The sequence below is a fragment of the Paenibacillus sp. AR247 genome (assembly GCF_002968895.1).
GTDB lineage: Bacteria > Bacillota > Bacilli > Paenibacillales > Paenibacillaceae > Paenibacillus_AQ > Paenibacillus_AQ favisporus.
Genome location: NZ_PCZT01000006.1, coordinates 406,680 through 407,448, shown reverse-complemented (window position 1 = coordinate 407,448; position 769 = coordinate 406,680). Strand labels below are relative to the sequence as shown.

Here is a 769-nt window from a genome sequence, read left to right as displayed (position 1 = left end):
CCCTCTCCCCACCTCCCCTTCAGGTATAATCATGGATTCCATTTGACGCTCCCGGATGCCGGTGGTACGATTTGTACGAATTCACCTACCATGGAGAGGAGCAGTTTGATGATATCCATAGATCTTACGGGGAAAACCGCTTTGATCACCGGCGCCTCCGGCCAGCTTGGACGGGTCATGGCCCGTACACTGGCCCGTGCCGGGGCCGATGTGGCCGTCCACTACCGCGGCAACGAACAGAAAGCGCTGGAGCTGAAGCAGGAAATTGAGGCGCTGGGCCGGCGCTGCATCGCCGTTCAAGCCGACATCACCGATGCCGCATCGGTTACGGCGATGAGAGACCGCCTGCTGGGAGAGTGGCAGGCTATTGACATCGTTGTCGCAAACGCTGTCATTCAATATGAATGGACCAGCGTGCTGAACCAGCCGGCCGAGGATTACCGGAGCCAGTTCGAATCCTGCGTGCTGCAGAACGTCCTTTTGGCCAAAGCCTTCATCCCGGCCATGATCGAGCGCAAGCAGGGGCGGATGATCGGCATCAACACCGAGTGCTCCATGCAGAACTTCCCCGGCCAGTCCGCTTACGTTGCCGGCAAACGCGGCATGGACGGCGTCTACCGCGTGCTTGCAAAGGAGGTCGGCGAGCATAACATCACGGTCAATCAGGTCGCTCCCGGGTGGACCATCAGCGACCGCGACCGGGAGAATAACACTGAGGTTAGCGAAGGGTATTCGAGCAGCGTTCCTCTCAAGCGCCGGGGCACCGACC

At 59.8% G+C, this 769-nt stretch carries 1 protein-coding gene; it reads left to right on the top strand.

All coding sequences use genetic code 11. From position 1 onward, the window contains the following. Positions 1-108: 108 nt before the first annotated feature. The coding region (locus tag CPT76_RS06920) for an SDR family NAD(P)-dependent oxidoreductase (protein WP_374954613.1) at positions 109-769 on the top strand (661 nt) is incomplete at its 3' end.